Source organism: Nocardioides flavus (ex Wang et al. 2016), assembly GCF_014653115.1.
Classification (GTDB): domain Bacteria; phylum Actinomycetota; class Actinomycetes; order Propionibacteriales; family Nocardioidaceae; genus Nocardioides; species Nocardioides flavus.
The window spans coordinates 548,234-563,504 of sequence record NZ_BNAD01000001.1; the positions used below are offsets into that span (position 1 = coordinate 548,234).

Here is a 15,271-nt window from a genome sequence, read left to right on the forward strand (position 1 = left end):
CGGGGAGGGGCCCGATGGAGATCAAGCACGCAGCCGTCCGACCGGCGATCCGGCTGGGGGTGGTCATGCTGGTCGCCGGCGCCCTCGTCCCGCTCGGGACCGCAGCACCCGCGGCCGCGGAGCCCGGATGCGTCGACGAGACGGCACCCAACCTGCTGCAGGACGGCTGCGACGACAGCACCCCGCCCGACACGGTCGTCGCCGCGTCGACCACCCCCAACGGCGCCGGCCTGGTGAGCGTGTCCACCATGACGTTCACCGTGGGCGTCCAGGTCTCCGACGCCGACCCGGGACCCTTCGGCCTCGAGTGCACGCTGGCGGGCGGTCCGCAGGCCCACGACTGGCGCACCTGCACCAGCCCCGTGACGTACGCCGACCTGCCCGACGCGCCCGCCGGGACGTACGTCTTCCGGGCACGCGCGGTCGACCTCGGCGACGCCGGCCGCGACCCGGATGCCAACCCGCTGCCCCCGGCCGTCGCCGACACCCCCGACCACGACCCCACCCCGGCGACCGTCGGCTGGGGCCAGGACACCCGGGCGCCGTTCGTCTTCGTCACCCCCACCACCTACGACGAGGTCACCCCCACCCAGCCGGTGGTCATCGGCCCGAGCGTCCCGATCCGGCTCAACAGCAGCGAGGCCGGCTCGACGATCGAGTGCACCGACAACGGTCGCCCCGTCGCGTGCGCCACCGGCCGGTGGGAGCTGCCCGACCCCGCGGCGGGCCGGCACCGCTTCGCCGCGCGAGCGGTCGACGCGGCCGGCAACGCCGGCGCCTGGTCGGAGCCGGTCGAGTTCTTCGTCCCCCGCGACCTCACCCGCCGGCGCGGCTGGACGACGGTGCGCGACGACGGCTACTTCCGCGGCGACGCCCTCACCACCACCCGGCGCGGCGCCCGGCTCGTCCTGCCGCGCACGAAGGTCGGCGAGCTCCGCCTCCTCGCCCCGACCCGCCGCGGCTACGGGAAGGTGCGGGTGCGCGTCGGCAGGCGCGCGTGGCACGTCGTCGACCTCTCCGGCCCGAGGAGGGCCCTGCGGCAGCTCGTCGTCATCGACCGCTACTCCGGCCTGCGGTCGGGGAGGATCGTGATCGAGTCGCTGAGCAGCAGGCGCGTCGTCGTCGACGCCGTCGTCGCCAGGCCCAACCGCTTCCCAGCGGCCACCAGGAAGGACGCCCTGCGACTCGGGACGTGACCGTCGCGGGACACGATCCGGGGTTACGTCTGCGTTACGGGAGAATCTTCAGGCGCGGTTTTCGTTGACAGACTGATCGAGGTGATCCTCACCTGATCCACTCGGAGGGGCCGGCGGTGTTCGCACCGTCGGCCCCTTCGTCGTCCACGGAACGCCCTCCGGCGTCCTGGCGTCACACTGGGGTGATGCACATGATGCGCCGCCTCCCGTTGCTGCTGGCGACCGTCGTCCTGACGGTCCTCCCGGCAGCGGCCTGCGGCGGCACCGACCGGTCCCCCGACACCGAGGAGACAGCCGTGGACCCCCGCACGTCCTCCAGCCCGTCCAGCCCCTCGTCCAGCCCGTCCGGCGACGTCGGGCGAGCCGTCGACGACCTCGCCTCCGCGCTCGGCGTCGCTGCCGGGGACGTCGAGGTGGTCGCCGTCGAGGAGGTCACCTGGCGCGACGGCAGCCGCGGCTGCGCCAAGCCGGGTGAGATGTACACCCAGGCACTCGTCGACGGCCAGCGGATCACGCTGCGTGCCGACGGACGGACGTATGAGTACCACTCCGGCGGGAGCCAGCCGCCCACGCGCTGCGACAAGCCGACCGAGTAGCCCGGACAGCACGACGGCCCGCCACCCCTCAGGGGCAGCGGGCCGTCGTGGCGTACGGAGTGTGTCCGGGTCAGGCGGGGACCACGTTGAGGGCCACCGTTGCGGTCACCTCGTCGTGCAGCTTGACCGACACCTCGTGGGCGCCGAGCGTCTTGATCGGGTTGGCGACCACGATCGTGCGGCGGTCGACCTTCTCGCCGGAGACCTCGGTGATCGCGTCGGCGATCTCCGTGGTCGTGACGGCGCCGAACAGGCGACCGCCCTCGCCGGCGCGGACCTTCACGTTGACCGCGTTGGCCTCGAGCTTGGCCTTGACGTCCGTCGCGTGGTCGGCGTCGCGCACCGCGCGGGCGGTGCGGGCGGCCTTGATGGACTCGATGGTCTTCTCGCCGCCGCGGGTCCAGCGGATGCCGAGGCCACGGGGGACGAGGTAGTTGCGGCCGTAGCCGTCCTTGACCTCGACCACGTCACCGGGGGCGCCGAGACCGTCGACCTCCTGGGTCAGGATGAGCTTCATGTCTTCCGCTCCTCTCAGCGACCGGTGGACGTGTAGGGCAGCAGGGCGAGCTCGCGCGCGTTCTTGACGGCGATGGCCACGTCGCGCTGGTGCTGGACGCAGTTGCCGGTCACGCGACGGGCGCGGATCTTGCCGCGGTCGGAGATGAACTTGCGGAGCAGGGTGGTGTCCTTGTAGTCGACACCGGTCGCCTTCTCCTTGCAGAACTGGCAAACCTTCTTCTTGGGCTTGCGCAGAATTGCCTTGGCCATTGTGGTGCTCCCTTTCAGTGAGCCCGGCCCTGAAGGCAATCAGGGACGGAATGGAATGTGTGTTTCTTTGTCTGGTCCGGATCCGGACTAGAAGGGGGGCTCGTCGTTGCCGCCGCTGACCCCGGGCGTGGCCCACGGGTCGTTGGGCGGGGACGACTGGCCGCCACCCTGGGGCTGGCCGCCCTGGGACTGACCGCCCCAGCCGCCGCCCTGGCCACCCTGGGAGGGAGCGGGGCTGGCCCACGGGTCGTCGGCCGGCGCGGACTGCTGCCCGCCACCGCCCGAGTAGCCGCCGCCACCACCGGAGTAGCCGCCACCGCCGCCGGATCGCGTCGTCTTGGTGACCTTCGCCGAGGCGTTGCGCAGCGACGGGCCGACCTCCTCGACGTCGATCTCGAAGACGGTGCGCTTCTCACCCTCGCGGGTCTCGTACTGACGCGACTTGAGACGACCCTGGACGATCACCCGCATGCCCCTCTGGAGGGACTCGGCGACGTTCTCCGCGGCCTGGCGCCACACAGCGCACGAGAGGAACAGCGTGTCGCCGTCCTTCCACTCGTTGCTCTGGCGGTCGAAGGTGCGCGGCGTCGACGCGATCCGGAAGTTGGCCACGGGTGCCCCCGAGGGGGTGAACCGCAGCTCCGGGTCGTCGACGAGGTTGCCGATGACGGTGATCGTGGTCTCGCCTGCCATGTCAGGTCTCCTCTAGATGTCCTGCTGATCCGGGGACGCTCCCGGCGTGGTGCCCATCAAACAGGCACCGACCGACAGCGGGAAGGGTGTTTCCACAGGCGCTCAGTGAGCGTCGGGACGCATGACCTTCGTGCGCAGGATCGACTCGTTCAGCGTGAGCTGGCGGTCGAACTCCTTGACCGTCGCGGGCTCGGCCGTCAGCTTGACGACGGCGTAGATGCCCTCGGCGTTCTTCTTGATCTCGTACGCCATCCGGCGACGACCCCACACGTCGAGCGACTCGATCGAGCCACCGTCCTTGCGGATCACGTTGAGGTACTTGTCGAGCGACGGCTCGATGGTGCGCTCGTCGAGACTCGGGTCGAGGATGACCATCACTTCATAGGCACGCATAGCGGTCTCCACCTCCTCTGGGCTAGAGCGGCCACGGGCTCTCCGTGGCAGGAGGACTCTGCGTTCGCGGGGCGTGCGACGTGGGTCGCGGCCCCGAGGTCGCCCGAAGGCAACCGGTGAAGGCTACCAGCGCCCGGCCGTACGCCCGGAATCGTCAGTGGCGCCCACCTGCACCTGTGGAGGACGCCCCGGTGACCGCGTCGCGGGGCTAGCGTCGGGACGTGCCCGCGACCGCCGCTCCCCGCTCCGCCACCGTGGTGGCCGGGCGCTACCGCCTGCTCGACCAGGTCGGCAGCGGCGGGATGGGCTCGGTGTGGCGCGCCACCGACGTACGCACCGGCCGGGACGTGGCGCTCAAGGTCCTCGGCCGGCACGGCTCGGCGCTGCTGGCCCGCTTCGTGCGCGAGCAGGCGGTCCGAGTGCGTCACCCCCACGTCGTCGCGCCGCACGGCTGGGCCGCCGAGGACGACCTGGTGGTCCTCGCCATGGAGCTGGTCCCCGGTGGGTCGGTCGCCGACCTGCTCCGCGAGCACGGACCGCTCGACGCGGGCACCGCCGCGCTGCTGGTGGAGCAGCTGCTGATGGGTCTCGCGGCCGTGCACGGCGCCGGGCTCGTGCACCGCGACGTCAAGCCCGCCAACCTGCTCCTCGAGGCGACCGGCGATGGCCCACCGCACCTGCGCCTCGGCGACTTCGGGGTGGCCGCCCCGATCGCCGACCGCCGCTTCACCACGGTCCCCGGTGCGATCGGCACCGACGGCTACATGGCGCCCGAGCAGGCGCGCGGAGCGCCGCCGGAGCCCACGCAGGACCTGTACGCCGTGGGGCGCGTGGCGCTCGAGCTGGTGACCGGTCTGCCCCCGTCGCGCCAGGGCGAGGTCCCCTCCCACCCCCTGCGTCCGCTCCTCGAGCGTCTGCTCGTGACCGACCCGGAGCAGCGCATCGCCACCGTCGAGGCGGCCCTGCGCCTGCTGCGCCGGCTGCCCGTCCCGCCGCCCGACCCTCCGCCGGTGCCCGACCGGCTCGGCCCGCGCCCGCGCCCGCGCCGTCGGCGTACGTCCCGGACTGCCCGGACCGCCGACGGCGCCGGAGGCGTGGACTGGCTCGGCTGGCTCGCCGTCGCCGCGCTCACCGGGGTCGTCCTGGGCTGTCTGCACCTGCTCCTAGGGTGGTCGGCATGACGATCCAGATCGGCGCCCACGTCGACCAGAGCGACCCGGTCGCCGAGGCGCTCGCGCGCGGCACGACCCTCGTGCAGTTCTTCCTCGGCGACCCCCAGGGCTACAAGGGCCCTGAGGTGCGCTTCGAGGGCGGTGCCGCCGCGCTGCGGTCCGCGGCCGAGGAGGCGGGCGTCGACCTCTACGTCCACGCGCCCTACATCGTCAACGTCGCCACCACCAACAACCGCATCCGCATCCCCAGCCGCAAGCTGCTCCAGCAGCACATGGACGCCGCGGCCGAGATCGGCGCGAAGGGGCTGATCGTGCACGGCGGGCACGTCAACAAGGCCGACGACCCGGCGGTCGGCTTCGACAACTGGCGCAAGGCGATCGAGGCGACGGACCTCAAGGTCCCGCTGCTCATCGAGAACACCGCCGGCGGCGACAACGCGATGGCGCGCCACCTCGACCGGATCGCCGGCGTCTGGGACGCGATCTCCACGGCCGAGGGCGCCGACCGCGTCGGCTTCTGCCTCGACACCTGCCACGCGTGGGCCGGCGGGATCGAGCTCGGCGACGCGGTGGAGAAGGTCCGCGCCATCACCGGTCGCATCGACCTCGTCCACGCCAACGACTCGCGGGACTCGTTCGACTCCGGCGCCGACCGCCACGCCAACTTCGGTCACGGCACCCTGCCGGCCGACGAGTTCGCGGCCGTCGTGCGCGAGGCCGGCGCCCCGGTCATCTGCGAGACCCCGGGCGGGGCCGCGGAGCACCGCGCCGACTTCGCGTGGCTGCGCGAGCACCTGTGAGAACCCTCAGCCCGTGAGCCTCAGCCGCGCCGCGCGGTGACCACCACGTTGCTGCGGTAGGAGGTGCCGTCCCAGTCCTCGCAGGTGATGAGGACGAGCCGACCAGACCCCGAACGGGAGAACAGCGACGCGCTCCTGCGCGCCAGCTGCTCGCGACTGAGCACCTCGACGCTGTCGACGACGAACGGGACCGTCCGGGTCCCCGAGCGCACGAGCACCTCGTCGCCGGCGGTCAACGTCTCCAGGTCGTCGAAGGCACCGCCTCCCGCGCGCACGGTGTGCCCGGTCACCACCGCCGCGCCCGTGGACGCACCCGGACGGGCGCCGCCCGTCCACCACCCCACCTGTGACGGGTCGTCCGGTGGCGTGAGCGCGCCGTCCACGGTGCGGATGCCCGTCACCGGAGCCCGGACGCCCAGCTCGGGCACCACGACCACGTCAGGGCGTACGCCGGGGTCGGCGGTCGCACGCGCGGTGGCGGGGCTCGGCGCCGCCGTGCTCGACGGTGCAGTACGGGCGTGCTCGCTCACCGCGACCACCGCCGGGGACGGCGAGGGGTCGTCCGCCGGTGACGGCCAGGTCCCGAGGGCGCCGCCGGCCAGGAGCAGCCCACCCGCGACGAGCGCGGGTGCGGCTGCCCCCAGCAGGACCGCCGTCAGCCGACGGGGAGCGGCATCAGCCACGTGCGCGGAGCCACCCGAGCCGTGCGCACGCACCACCGAGCAGCACCAGGAGCGCGCCCAGCAGGACCTGGACGGGCCCGGGACCGGACGGCTGCGCCTGGTCGAGGCCGGCGTTGACCGCCGTCGGCAGCTGCTGCTGGGCCGCAGGAGCGGACTGGTTCGGGCCGGCGGAGTTGTTGTTGCCGGCGAAGGCCTGCTCACCGAGCACCTCCGGCGCCTCGGACTCCGGGGTCTCCGGGGTCTCCGTCTCCTGCTCCCCGAGCACCTCCGGTGTCTCCGAAGGCGGCGTGACGGGCGGGGTGACGGGCGGCGTCACGGGCGGGGTGACCGGCGGCGTCACCGGCGGCGTCACCGGCGGCGTCACGGGCGGGGTGACCGGCGGCGTCACCGGCGGCGTCACGGGCGGCGTCACGGGCGGCGTCACCGGCGGCGTCGTCGGCTCGCAACCCCCGACCCAGAAGACCTTGGTCTTGGTGTCGTTGCCGATCGAGCCGGGGGTCGAGATCGTCAGCTTCACGTGGTAGCCCTGCTGCGGGTGCGGGGCGCCGGTGAAGGACAACGTGTAGGTCTCGCGGCCGTCGAGGCCCGTCGGCGTGCCCGCGCCCGTCGCCGGGTCGTCCCCGACGAACACCTGGCCCGGTCCGTCGACGGTCATCCCGACGCCGGTGGTCGGCGCCTGCTCGGCGAACGAGACGGTCGAGACGATGTCCGGCCCCTCGTCGAAGCCGTACCACTCGACGTCGAAGCTGCAGCCGACGTGCGGGGTGTTGTTCGGGATGGAGTCGATGTCGCCGTAGGGCGCGATCTTCACGGTGCCGTTGTTGCCGGGCGGGTCCGCCAGAGCAGCGAGGGGCGCAGCCGTCACGGTCCCGAGACAGACGAGGGCGGCCAGCCCGAGGCGCGGGGCGAGTCGGTAGCGGTCGTTCGAGGTCGTGGTCATGCGGGGTCCCCCAAGGGTTCGGTGCGGCGCGTGCCGCGCGGCAGGTGGCGAGGGAGCGAAGAACGTCGGTCTCCCACAGACCGCATCGCGCCCCTCACACCAGAGAACGTCGGCACCACCACGGGAGGCACGCCCAAAGGGCGGATTCGGTTGAACGTGCAACCTTTCTTGAGACCGTCCAGACCTTCTTGACGAAACTCGTGGCACAACCGGGGTCCGGGACGCGCAACCGAACCAAGGTGCGATGCGTCTCTCCTCATGAAGGGACCAGACGCGTACGGGGGTCGTGTCTGGTCCCTTGTAGCCTTGCCGGAGTGACGACCCCCCTGACGCTCCGCCCGATCTCCTCGCAGGAGCACCGCGACTTCATCGCCGGCAGGTCGTCCGCGAGCTTCCTCCAGACGCCCGCCTGGGCGCGCGTGAAGGCGGAGTGGCGGGCCGAGTCGATCGGGTGGGAGCGCGACGGCGTCGTCGTCGGAGCCGCCCTCGTCCTCTACCGCCAGCTGCCGAAGGTCCGCCGCTACCTCGCCTACCTGCCCGAGGGCCCGGTCATCGACTGGAGCGATGACGACCTCGGTTCGTGGCTCGCCCCGATGGTGGCGCACCTCAAGGACCGGGGCGCGTTCGCCGTACGGATGGGTCCCCCCGTGGTGACCCGCCGCTGGTCCGCCGCGCAGGTCAAGGCCGGTATCGCCGACGAGTCCGTGCGCCGACTCGGCGACGTGCCGCCGCTCGAGCGCTCGCAGGACGGCGCCCGCGTGATCGCCCAGCTCCACGAGCTCGGCTGGCAGCAGCAGAGCGCCGAGAGCGGCTTCTCGGCGGGGCAGCCGCAGTTCAACTTCCAGGTCCCGCTGGTCGACGCCGACGGTGAGGCACGCAGCGAGGACGACGTGCTCAAGGGCATGAACCAGCTCTGGCGCCGCAACATCAAGAAGGCCGACAAGGCCGGGGTCGAGGCCACCCTCGGCGAGCGCGCCGACCTCAAGGCGTTCCACGACCTCTACGTCCACACCGCCGAGCGCGACCACTTCACGCCGCGACCGCTCGCCTACTTCGAGACGATGTACGACGCGCTCACCGCCGAGGACCCCGACCGGATGCAGGTCTGGCTGGCCCGGCACGAGGGCGACCTCGTCGCTGCCACGATCGCCATCCGAGTCGGCACCCACGCCTGGTACTCCTACGGCGCCTCCTCCACCGAGAAGCGCGAGGTCCGCGGCTCCAACGCCGTGCAGTGGGCGATGATCCGCCACGCCCTGGCCGCGGGCGCACACGTCTACGACCTCCGCGGCATCACCGAGACCCTCGACGCCGACGACCCGCACGTCGGGCTCATCCAGTTCAAGGTCGGCACGGGTGGCGAGGCGGTGGAGTACGCCGGGGAGTGGGACCTGCCGGTCAACCGCGCGATCTACAAGGCGTTCCAGCTCTACCTGAAGCGGCGCCCATGAGCCTCACCCTCACGGTCGACGGCGAGCGCTGGCGTCGGCACCTGCTCGCCACCGCCGCCAAGCACCCGGGCATCGTCCCGGTCGCCAAGGGCAACGGCTACGGCCTGACCCTGCCCCGGCTCGCCCGCCGCGCCCAGTGGCTCGCCGACCACGCCGCCGAGACCGGGGCGCCGCTCGACACCCTCGCGGTAGGCACGTACGACGAGGTCGAGCAGGCAGCCTCCCGATACGCCGGCGACCTGCTGGTGCTCACCCCGTGGCGTCCCTTCGGCGCGGCGCTCGAGCTCGACCCGCGCACGGCCCGGCGCGTGGTCCACACCGTCAGCCGCGTCGAGGACCTCGCCGCCCTGCGCGAGCGGCACCCCGACGCCCGGTTCGTGCTCGAGCAGCTCACCTCGATGCTGCGCCACGGGATGACCCGGCGCGACCTCGCCGCCGCGGCGGACGCGCTCGGGCCGGCGCGCAGCGGGCTGCGCGGCGTCGCGCTGCACCTGCCGCTCAACACCGCCTCGCACCTCGGCGAGGTGAGCCGGCTGATCAACGACGTCGTCGCCTCGGGCCTGCCGACCCGCACCGTGTTCGTCTCGCACCTGACCGAGGCCGAGCTCGACCGCCTGGCCGGCAGCTATCCCGACTTCACGGTGCGTCCGCGCACGGGCACCGACCTGTGGCTCGGTGACCGCGGCGCGCTCTCGGTCACGGCGACCGTGCTCGACGTGCACGAGGTCGAGCGCGGCGACACGTTCGGCTACCGCGGGCGCAGCGCCCCCAAGCACGGCCACATCGTCGTCGTGAGCGGCGGCACCGCCCACGGCATCGGCCTCGAGGCGCCCACCGGCGACCAGTCGCTCAAGGCACGCGCAGCGACGCTGGCCCGCGGCGGCCTCGACGCCGTCGGCTTCGTGCGGTCGCCGTTCTCCATCGACGGCAAGCAGCGTCTGTTCGCCGAGCCCCCGCACATGCAGGCCTCGATGCTGTTCGTCCCGTCAGGCGCGCGGGTGCCGCACATCGGCGAGGACATCGACGTCCGGGTCCGCTTCACCGCGACCGACTTCGACCGGGTCCTCGTCCGCTGACGCGTCGCGCACAACCGCGACGACGAGCCACACCAGTCCTGCGACGCGCAGCAGGATCGCGAGCCAGTAGGCCCGTCCGTCGTCGGTCACCGTCGGCACCAGCTCCTGCCCGACGTACCACCCGGTGAGCACCCAGCTCACCAGGTGCAGGCCCTGCCACACGAGCAGGTCGCGCCACCGGCGTACGGCGAGGGCTGCGAGCGGCAGCACGAGCAGCGCGGTCTCGGGCGGGGCTGCCGGCGCGACGACGAGTGCGGTGGCGAGCAGGACCAGTCCCGCGCGGGCGCTGGTCAGGGCGGTCGGCCGGCCGGCGCGACGCACCAGCCACCACACCAGCGTGCCGGCCGCGGCCAGCGCGGCGACCTGGACGAGCGTGCGGGTCAGGGTCGAGCCGCCGAGGCCGACCCGGTCCAGGAGCAGCCAGACGGACCCGACGTCCGGGGTCTCGCCGGTGCCGCGACCGGGCAGGGTGAGGAGGACGTACGCCGCGGCCGCCGCGAGCAGCGCGTCCACGCGGTCGCGCAGCCGTCCGCCGACCGCGAGCACGCCGACGAGCGCGACCGCCACCGGGAGGGCGAAGGCGGCGCCCGCCCCCGCGCCGGCGCCGGCGATCCACGGCCGTCCCGTCGCCCAGCCCCAGAGGCAGACCGCGACCCCCGCGGCGGCCACCGTCTCCCAGGAGAGCCAGTGGACCAGCAGGACCGGTGACAGTGCCCAGCCGGCCGCCGCCCACGGCCTGCGGGTGTCGACGCGTGCGAGCAGGACCGTCGCGATGAGCACCAGTGCGGCGAGGAGGACCGCGAGGACGGCGGTGGTGGCGACGGTGCCGGCGCCGGGCAGCGCCTGCGCGAGCCGGACGAGCCAGCCGGCGACCGCGGGCGGCGACGCGGCGTCGACCGGCGTGCCCGCCAGGTCGCTCCAGCAGAGCTGGGCGTAGGGCTGGTCGGTCCCGCTCCATCCCGACGGCACGCACGCGGCCTTGCTCGCCATCCCACCCGCCAGGACGACCGCGGTCGCGCCGAGGAGCGCACGCCGGGCGTCCCACCACCGGTGGCCCGCGGCGTGGTCGCCCAGCGGTCCTCCCAGGACCTCCGACATCGCCGCCGCGACCGGGTCGGTACGCGTCGGCGCCTCGCGAGCCACCGGCTCGCTCAACCCTGGCGCAGCTGCGCCCGGCCGACCGGGGTCGGCGTCTCGGACGGTGGCGGCGTCGTGGGCGTCTCCGTCGGCGTCGGAGTCGGCGTCGGCGTCGGCGTCGGGGTCTCGGTGGGCAGCGGGGTCTCGGTCGGCGTCTCCGTCGGGGTCTCGGTGGGGGACTCCGTCGGCTCCTCCGGCTCGACCGTCGGCTGCTTCGTCGGCTGCTTGGTGGGCTTCGGCGGCGGGGGCGGCGGCGGGGTGTACTCGTGGCCCTCCTCCGGGGCGTCACCGTCGACGTAGACGGGCTCGGGGAAGTCCTCGACCTCCATCCCCTCCATCACCCGCTGCATGATCGCGGTCCAGGTCTTGGCCGGGTAGTTGCCGCCGAAGTAGCCCGACTTGCCGTCGGAGCTGGTCGGGAGCCACAGGTCGGCACCGTCAGGACGGACCTCGTCCAGGGCGGCACGACCCTTGCCCCGGACGTACATCACCGCTGTGGACATCTGCGGGGTCATCCCGACGAACCACGACGAGGACACCATGTCGTCGGCGTTGGTGGCGGTGCCGGTCTTGCCGGCGGCCGGGCGGCCGAGCGCGAGGGCCTCGGTGCCGGAGCCGGACTGGACCACCTGCTGGAGGGAGTAGGTCACGTCGGCCGCGATGTCGGGGTCGACTGTCTGCTTGCTGCGCTTGCGGGCCTCGTAGAGGACCTCGCCGCTCTTGTCGACGACCTTCTGGAGGACGTGGACCTCGTTGCGCACGCCGTTGTTGGCGAGGGTGGCATAGGCATTGGCCATGTTGATCGGGCTCACCTGGGCGGTGCCGAGGGTGACGCCGACGTTCTCCTGGAAGTCGATCGAACGCCGCGGGATGCCCCAGCGCTGGGCCTCGTTGCCGGGGATGCCGAGGTCCTCGGCGGCCTGGATGACCTTCTGGGGGCCGTCGGGCATCGAGTCGACCATGTCGACGTAGGCGGTGTTCACCGAGTTCTCGGTCGCGTCGAGCATCGAGACCGCGGGGCCGTAGTCGGTGTCGCCCTGGTTGCCGAACTCGGTGCCGGCGATGTCGATCGGGCTGTTGCCCTCGAACGTGTCGGTCAGGGAGTAGCCCTCGCGGATGGCAGCGACGTTGGTCGCCGCCTTCATCGTCGAGCCGGACATGCCGCCGGAGACGGCCCAGTTGATCTGGGAGTCGAGGTAGTCCTGCCCGCCGTAGAAACCGAGGAGCTCGCCGGTGCGGGTGTCGACAGTGGCAGCGCCGACGTGGAGGTCCTTGTTCCCGGCCGCTCCGGGCATGCCCGCGTCGGGACGCTGCTCGGTGACCGCCTCTTCGACGTCGGCCATCACCTGCGGGTCGAAGGTCGTGGTGATCCGCAGGCCACCGCCGTCGATCTCGTCCTCGGAGGCGATGCCGCGCGCGAGGATCTCCTGCTTGACCAGCGCGAGCATGTGGCCGCGCTGCCCGCCGTACTGGCTCTGGGCGGCGATCTTGGGGAACTTCGGCAGCCGCTTGATGGCCTTGTCGCGCTGCTCGGGCGTGATCGTGCCCATCTCCGCCATGCTGTCGAGGACGTAGGCGTAGCGACCCTTGAGGTCGTCCTTGGCCTCCTTGCCGTTGGCCGGGTCGTAGCGCGAGGGGTTGTTGAGCACGGTGGCGAGCACCGCGGACTCGCGCAGGCTGAGGTCCTTGGCCGGGTGGTTGAAGTAGGCCTGGGAGGCCGCCTCGATGCCATAGGCGCCGCGGCCGAAGTAGATGGTGTTGAGGTAGCCCTCGAGGACCTCCTCCTTGCTGAGCTGCTGCTGGATCTTCAGCGAGACGACGGCTTCGCGGATCTTGCGCTTGTAGCTCTGCTCGCTGGTGAGGTAGAGGATCTTGACGTACTGCTGGGTGATGGTCGAGGCGCCCTGGCGGTCGTTGCCGCGAGCGTTGGAGAACGCCGCACGCACGATGCCCCGCGGGTCGATGCCCTTGTCGGTCCAGAAGGTCTGGTTCTCCGCGGCGACCACCGCGTCCTGGATCGTCTCCGGCATCTCCGACAACGGGATCGAGACGCGGTTCTGGTCCTCGTAGTAGGTGCCGAGCTCCTGCTTGCCGTCACGGTAGTAGACGAACGTGGTCTGCGCCTGGAAGGCCGAGTTTGCCGTCGGGATGCTGATCGCCTGGTAGAGGACCACCGCGATGCCTGCCAGGACGAGGGCGCCGACGACGCCGAGGACCGCGAGGACCTTGGCGACCTTCGCTGCTCGCTGCTTGCCCGTACGGCGCGGCGCCGGGCGCCGGGTCTGGGCCTTGCCGTCGGCCCTCCGCTTCTTCGCACTCACCCGGAAAGGGTACGGGGAACGCTCGGGCATCCCTGATTCCTCGTCGCGGGATATATCGGTACGATAGATCGCATGGCGCGTCGCGGTGACACCATCGAGCTGGCAGTCCTCGGGCTGCTGCACGAGGGACCCATGCACGGCTACGAGCTGCGCAAGCGGCTGAACCTCATGCTCGGGTGGGGTCGCGTCCTGTCGTACGGCTCGCTCTACCCGGCGCTGAAGAAGATGCTGCGGGCCAATCTCATCACCGAGGTGAGCACCACCACGACCCCGACGAGCCGCCGGCCGCGCATCGTCTACGAGGTCACCGAGGCCGGCACCGAGCAGTTCCAGCGACTGATGTCGGAGGTCGGCCCCACCGCGTGGGAGGACGACAACTTCGACATCCGGTTCGCGTTCTTCTCCTCCACCGACATGGAGATCCGGCTGCGCGTCCTGGAGGGGCGGCGCTCGCGCCTGCAGGAGCGGCTGGCCCGCGTGCAGGACGAGCTGGCCCGCACCCAGGCCGAGGTCGACCGCTATGCCGGTGAGCTCCAGCGCCACGGCGTGGAGTCGGTGGAGCGCGAGGTCCGCTGGCTCTCCGACCTCATCCGGGCCGAGCGCGGGGACGACACCCCCGGCTCGGCGGGCAACGCGAGTCCCAGCACCAGTCCAGCCAGCAAGCCAGTCGTCAACGACTGACCATCCACCAGCCAGAGCAGGCAGCACAGAGAAGGAGAGCCCCATGGGTTCGGTACGAGTAGGGATCGTGGGAGTCGGCAACTGCGCCACCTCCCTCGTCCAGGGCGTGGAGTACTACAAGGACGCAGACCCCAACGGGACCGTCCCCGGGCTCATGCACGTCGTCTTCGGCGACTACCACGTCAAGGACGTCGAGTTCGTCGTCGCCTTCGACGTCGACGACAAGAAGGTCGGCAAGGACCTGTCCGAGGCCATCAACGCCTCGGAGAACAACACCATCAAGATCGCCGACGTCCCGACGCTCGGCGTCGAGGTCAAGCGCGGTCCCACCCTCGACGGCCTCGGCAAGTACTACCGCCAGACCATCGAGGAGTCGGCCGCCGAGCCGGTCGACGTCGTGCAGGCGCTCAAGGACGCCGAGGTCGACGTCCTGGTGTCCTACCTCCCGGTGGGCTCGGAGGAGGCCGACAAGTTCTACGCCCAGTGCGCCATCGACGCCAAGGTGGCCTTCGTCAACGCGCTGCCGGTCTTCATCGCCTCCGACCCCGTGTGGGCCAAGAAGTTCGAGGACGCCGGCGTCCCGATCGTCGGCGACGACATCAAGAGCCAGGTCGGCGCCACCATCACCCACCGCGTGATGGCCAAGCTGTTCGAGGACCGCGGCGTCGCGTTGGACCGTACCTACCAGCTCAACGTCGGCGGCAACATGGACTTCAAGAACATGCTCGAGCGCGAGCGCCTGGAGTCCAAGAAGGTCTCCAAGACGCAGGCCGTCACCTCGAACCTCGAGGGCTCGCTGGCGGGCGTCGGCGCTGACGACCGCAACGTCCACATCGGCCCGTCCGACTACGTCGCGTGGCTCGACGACCGCAAGTGGGCGTACGTCCGCCTCGAGGGTCGCGCGTTCGGCGACGTCCCGCTCAACCTCGAGTACAAGCTCGAGGTCTGGGACTCCCCCAACTCCGCCGGCATCATCATCGACGCAGTCCGGGCCGCGAAGATCGCCAAGGACCGCGGCATCGGCGGCCCGATCATCTCGGCCTCGACCTACCTGATGAAGTCGCCCCCGGTGCAGATGCCGGACGACCTCGGTCGCGCCGAGCTGGAGAAGTTCATCAAGGGCGAGTGACGCCCGCGTCGTCCGACGCAGCAGCACACACCGCAGGGCGGTGACCGGGTCGACGGTCACCGCCCTGCGGCACGTCCTGAGGACCTTCGTCACCGGTGCCTCCGGCGGCGGGTGACGAGGCTGGAGGGGCCCGGAGCGGAGGAGCGATGACGGAGCACGCCGCCAGCGCCGCGACCTCGTCGGAGCCTGACCGTGCCCGGACGGGGCACGCTCGCGTAACGAGCGCCGCTACACC

General features: G+C 72.0%; 16 protein-coding genes. 8 read left to right on the forward strand and 8 right to left on the reverse strand.

Translation table 11 applies throughout. The features are described from left to right. Window positions 1-14: 14 nt before the first annotated feature. Window positions 15-1,196 carry a hypothetical protein gene (locus IE200_RS02695; RefSeq protein ID WP_191277796.1) on the forward strand — a complete coding sequence of 394 codons (1,182 nt, stop codon included), beginning with the start codon at window positions 15-17 and terminating at the stop codon, window positions 1,194-1,196. 185 nt (window positions 1,197-1,381) lie between these two features. After that, window positions 1,382-1,792, forward strand: coding sequence for a hypothetical protein (locus tag IE200_RS02700; protein WP_191277797.1), 411 nt, complete (start codon window positions 1,382-1,384; stop codon window positions 1,790-1,792). A gap of 70 nt (window positions 1,793-1,862) precedes the next feature. Here IE200_RS02700 and rplI read toward each other — a convergent pair whose 3' ends face one another. The 4 genes from rplI to rpsF all read right to left on the reverse strand — a co-directional run bounded on the left by rplI (window position 1,863) and on the right by rpsF (window position 3,646). Further along, window positions 1,863-2,309, reverse strand: coding sequence for a 50S ribosomal protein L9 (rplI, locus tag IE200_RS02705; RefSeq protein ID WP_191277798.1), 447 nt, complete (start codon window positions 2,307-2,309; stop codon window positions 1,863-1,865). 14 nt (window positions 2,310-2,323) lie between these two features. Continuing rightward, window positions 2,324-2,560, reverse strand: coding sequence for a 30S ribosomal protein S18 (gene rpsR / locus IE200_RS02710; RefSeq protein ID WP_056603689.1), 237 nt, complete (start codon window positions 2,558-2,560; stop codon window positions 2,324-2,326). Between the two features lie 87 nt (window positions 2,561-2,647). Next, window positions 2,648-3,253 (reverse strand): single-stranded DNA-binding protein, encoded by a 606-nt coding sequence (locus IE200_RS02715; RefSeq protein WP_191277799.1) that lies wholly within the window; start codon window positions 3,251-3,253, stop codon window positions 2,648-2,650. Between the two features lie 102 nt (window positions 3,254-3,355). Continuing rightward, window positions 3,356-3,646 (reverse strand): 30S ribosomal protein S6, encoded by a 291-nt coding sequence (gene rpsF / locus IE200_RS02720; RefSeq protein WP_135837775.1) that lies wholly within the window; start codon window positions 3,644-3,646, stop codon window positions 3,356-3,358. 221 nt (window positions 3,647-3,867) lie between these two features. Between rpsF and IE200_RS02725 the strand changes: the two genes are divergently transcribed. Both IE200_RS02725 and IE200_RS02730 read left to right on the forward strand, forming a co-directional pair. Beyond that, window positions 3,868-4,827 (forward strand): serine/threonine-protein kinase, encoded by a 960-nt coding sequence (locus tag IE200_RS02725; protein WP_191277800.1) that lies wholly within the window; start codon window positions 3,868-3,870, stop codon window positions 4,825-4,827. Next, window positions 4,824-5,618, forward strand: a complete 795-nt coding sequence (locus IE200_RS02730) for a deoxyribonuclease IV (protein ID WP_191277801.1) — start codon at window positions 4,824-4,826, stop codon at window positions 5,616-5,618. The genes IE200_RS02725 and IE200_RS02730 overlap by 4 nt, the downstream gene beginning before the upstream one ends. A gap of 20 nt (window positions 5,619-5,638) precedes the next feature. Here the strand turns inward: IE200_RS02730 and IE200_RS20545 are convergent, their stop codons facing one another. Then, window positions 5,639-6,301 carry a class F sortase gene (locus IE200_RS20545; RefSeq protein WP_229856013.1) on the reverse strand — a complete coding sequence of 221 codons (663 nt, stop codon included), beginning with the start codon at window positions 6,299-6,301 and terminating at the stop codon, window positions 5,639-5,641. Then, window positions 6,294-7,241: a hypothetical protein gene (locus IE200_RS02740; protein ID WP_191277802.1), complete on the reverse strand. Its 948-nt coding sequence runs from the start codon at window positions 7,239-7,241 to the stop codon at window positions 6,294-6,296. Before IE200_RS02740 ends, IE200_RS20545 begins: the two co-directional genes overlap by 8 nt. A gap of 314 nt (window positions 7,242-7,555) precedes the next feature. On the opposite strand from IE200_RS02740, the gene IE200_RS02745 reads away from it, so the two are divergent. Then, on the forward strand, window positions 7,556-8,692 hold the full coding sequence (locus tag IE200_RS02745) for a lipid II:glycine glycyltransferase FemX (RefSeq protein ID WP_229856014.1): 1,137 nt from the start codon (window positions 7,556-7,558) through the stop codon (window positions 8,690-8,692). Then, window positions 8,689-9,768, forward strand: coding sequence for an alanine racemase (locus IE200_RS02750; RefSeq protein WP_191277803.1), 1,080 nt, complete (start codon window positions 8,689-8,691; stop codon window positions 9,766-9,768). The genes IE200_RS02745 and IE200_RS02750 overlap by 4 nt, the downstream gene beginning before the upstream one ends. Here IE200_RS02750 and IE200_RS02755 read toward each other — a convergent pair. After that, a complete protein-coding gene (locus IE200_RS02755) occupies window positions 9,679-10,911 on the reverse strand; it encodes a hypothetical protein (RefSeq protein ID WP_191277804.1) in 1,233 nt (410 codons plus the stop codon). The genes IE200_RS02750 and IE200_RS02755 overlap by 90 nt on opposite strands. Before the next feature lie 8 nt (window positions 10,912-10,919). After that, window positions 10,920-13,226, reverse strand: a complete 2,307-nt coding sequence (locus IE200_RS02760) for a transglycosylase domain-containing protein (protein ID WP_191277805.1) — start codon at window positions 13,224-13,226, stop codon at window positions 10,920-10,922. Window positions 13,227-13,298: 72 nt separating this feature from the next. On the opposite strand from IE200_RS02760, the gene IE200_RS02765 reads away from it, so the two are divergent. Continuing rightward, window positions 13,299-13,907: a PadR family transcriptional regulator gene (locus IE200_RS02765; protein ID WP_191277806.1), complete on the forward strand. Its 609-nt coding sequence runs from the start codon at window positions 13,299-13,301 to the stop codon at window positions 13,905-13,907. Window positions 13,908-13,950: 43 nt separating this feature from the next. Continuing rightward, the gene (locus tag IE200_RS02770; RefSeq protein WP_191277807.1) at window positions 13,951-15,036 is read left to right on the forward strand and encodes an inositol-3-phosphate synthase; all 1,086 of its coding nucleotides are present in this window, start codon (window positions 13,951-13,953) and stop codon (window positions 15,034-15,036) included. The last annotated feature ends 235 nt before the right edge of the window (window positions 15,037-15,271 follow it).

What these genes read in the sequence shown, in the direction of transcription:
- IE200_RS02700 (WP_191277797.1), top strand. Translation starts at nt 1,382, where the DNA reads ATGCACATGATGCGCCGCCTCCCGTTGCTGCTGGCGACCGTCGTCCTG.
- rplI (WP_191277798.1), bottom strand. Translation starts at nt 2,309, where the DNA reads ATGAAGCTCATCCTGACCCAGGAGGTCGACGGTCTCGGCGCCCCCGGT.
- IE200_RS02730 (WP_191277801.1), top strand. Translation starts at nt 4,824, where the DNA reads ATGACGATCCAGATCGGCGCCCACGTCGACCAGAGCGACCCGGTCGCC.
- rpsR (WP_056603689.1), bottom strand. Translation starts at nt 2,560, where the DNA reads ATGGCCAAGGCAATTCTGCGCAAGCCCAAGAAGAAGGTTTGCCAGTTC.
- IE200_RS02715 (WP_191277799.1), bottom strand. Translation starts at nt 3,253, where the DNA reads ATGGCAGGCGAGACCACGATCACCGTCATCGGCAACCTCGTCGACGAC.
- IE200_RS02750 (WP_191277803.1), top strand. Translation starts at nt 8,689, where the DNA reads ATGAGCCTCACCCTCACGGTCGACGGCGAGCGCTGGCGTCGGCACCTG.
- IE200_RS02740 (WP_191277802.1), bottom strand. Translation starts at nt 7,241, where the DNA reads ATGACCACGACCTCGAACGACCGCTACCGACTCGCCCCGCGCCTCGGG.
- IE200_RS02765 (WP_191277806.1), top strand. Translation starts at nt 13,299, where the DNA reads ATGGCGCGTCGCGGTGACACCATCGAGCTGGCAGTCCTCGGGCTGCTG.
- rpsF (WP_135837775.1), bottom strand. Translation starts at nt 3,646, where the DNA reads ATGCGTGCCTATGAAGTGATGGTCATCCTCGACCCGAGTCTCGACGAG.
- IE200_RS02695 (WP_191277796.1), top strand. Translation starts at nt 15, where the DNA reads ATGGAGATCAAGCACGCAGCCGTCCGACCGGCGATCCGGCTGGGGGTG.
- IE200_RS02770 (WP_191277807.1), top strand. Translation starts at nt 13,951, where the DNA reads ATGGGTTCGGTACGAGTAGGGATCGTGGGAGTCGGCAACTGCGCCACC.